Annotated in this window: 2 protein-coding genes; one reads left to right on the top strand and one right to left on the bottom strand. The window is 67.3% G+C overall.

The window, feature by feature from the left end; translation table 11 throughout:
- Positions 1-105: 105 nt before the first annotated feature.
- Positions 106-954 carry a type I methionyl aminopeptidase gene (map, locus tag ABZU75_RS46460; RefSeq protein WP_355570010.1) on the bottom strand — a complete coding sequence of 283 codons (849 nt, stop codon included), beginning with the start codon at positions 952-954 and terminating at the stop codon, positions 106-108.
- 44 nt (positions 955-998) lie between these two features.
- Between map and ABZU75_RS46455 the strand changes: the two genes are divergently transcribed.
- Positions 999-1,181: a hypothetical protein gene (locus ABZU75_RS46455; RefSeq protein WP_355570007.1), complete on the top strand. Its 183-nt coding sequence runs from the start codon at positions 999-1,001 to the stop codon at positions 1,179-1,181.
- Positions 1,182-1,304: the final 123 nt, after the last annotated feature.

Genomic DNA, 1,304 nt, shown 5'->3' with positions numbered 1-1,304 from the left:
TCGCAAGGCGGAGGAGGGAGCCGCAGCGTGCTGCGGTGACCGACGACAACGCGGCGAGGCGCCGCCTGGGCGACCGCAGTAGGCAAAAGATCCAAGGGACAGGGCCTAGGGCAGTGTCAGGATCTCGTGGCCGGTCTCGGTCACCAGAATGGTGTGCTCGAACTGGGCGGTCCGCTTGCGATCCTTGGTGACGGCGGTCCAGCCGTCGGGCCAGACGTCGTAGTCGATGGTGCCGAGCGTCAGCATGGGCTCGATCGTGAACGTCATGCCCGGCTCCAGCGTGACCGCCAGTGACGGGTCGTCGTAGTGGGGGACGATCAGGCCCGAGTGGAACGTGGTGCCGATGCCGTGGCCGGTGAAGTCACGGACCACGCCGTAACCGAACCGCTTGGCGTAGGCCTCGATCACGCGACCGGCCACGTTGAGCTGCCGGCCGGGGGCGATGGCCTTGATGGCCCGGTTGGTGGCCTCACGGGTGCGCTCGACCAGCAGCCGTGACTCCTCGTCGACGTCGCCGACCAGGAAGGTGGCGTCGGTGTCGCCGTGCACGCCCCCGATGAAGGCGGTGATGTCGACGTTGACGATGTCGCCGTCGCGCAGCACGGTGTCGTCAGGGATGCCGTGGCAGATCACCTCGTTGATCGAGGTGCACAGTGACTTGGGATATCCCCGGTAGCCGAGCGTGCTGGGATACGCTCCCCGCTCGCAGAGGAACTCGTGGCCGATCCGGTCGAGTTCGTCGGTGGTGACGCCGGGCGCCACGTGCTTGCCGACCTCTTCGAGCGCCTGAGCCGCCAGCTTGCCCGCGATCCGCATCCGCTCGACGATCTCGGGGGTCTTGACGTCGGCCTCTCCGGTCTTCGGGGATTTCTTCCCGACGTACTCCGGCCGCTGGATGTGAGAGGGAACCCTGCGGAGGGGAGAGATCCGCCCGGGCTGGAGCAGTGTCGTCATGGTTCCACAGTCTAGTTGCGCTTCCCACTGGGCAGGATTGCCGCATGAGTGACCAATGGTGGTTCTGCCTGAAGCACATGGCCGTCGAACCTGACGAGGGTTGCCCGAACAAGGACCGGATGGGACCGTACCCGACGCGCGAGGCCGCGGCCAACGCGCTGAAGACCGCGGCCGATCGGAACGAGGACTGGAAGAAGGAGGACCAGGCCTGGGAGGACGACGACTGAGGGCGGAGCGCGGCCGGTACGCCTAGGTCCTGTCCTGCGGATCTTTTGCCTACTGCGGTCGGTCAGGCGGCGCCTCGCCGCGTTGTCGTCGGTCACCGCAGCACGCTGCGGCTCCCTCCTCCG

This window comes from Streptosporangium sp. NPDC005286, from assembly GCF_040607515.1.
Taxonomy (GTDB): domain Bacteria; phylum Actinomycetota; class Actinomycetes; order Streptosporangiales; family Streptosporangiaceae; genus Streptosporangium.
Note: the sequence above shows the minus strand (reverse complement) of the source record. Positions and strands in the feature narration are given on the sequence as shown.

Excerpts from the sequence above, each read along its gene's own strand:
- map (WP_355570010.1), bottom strand. The coding sequence starts at position 954 with ATGACGACACTGCTCCAGCCCGGGCGGATCTCTCCCCTCCGCAGGGTT.
- ABZU75_RS46455 (WP_355570007.1), top strand. The coding sequence starts at position 999 with ATGAGTGACCAATGGTGGTTCTGCCTGAAGCACATGGCCGTCGAACCT.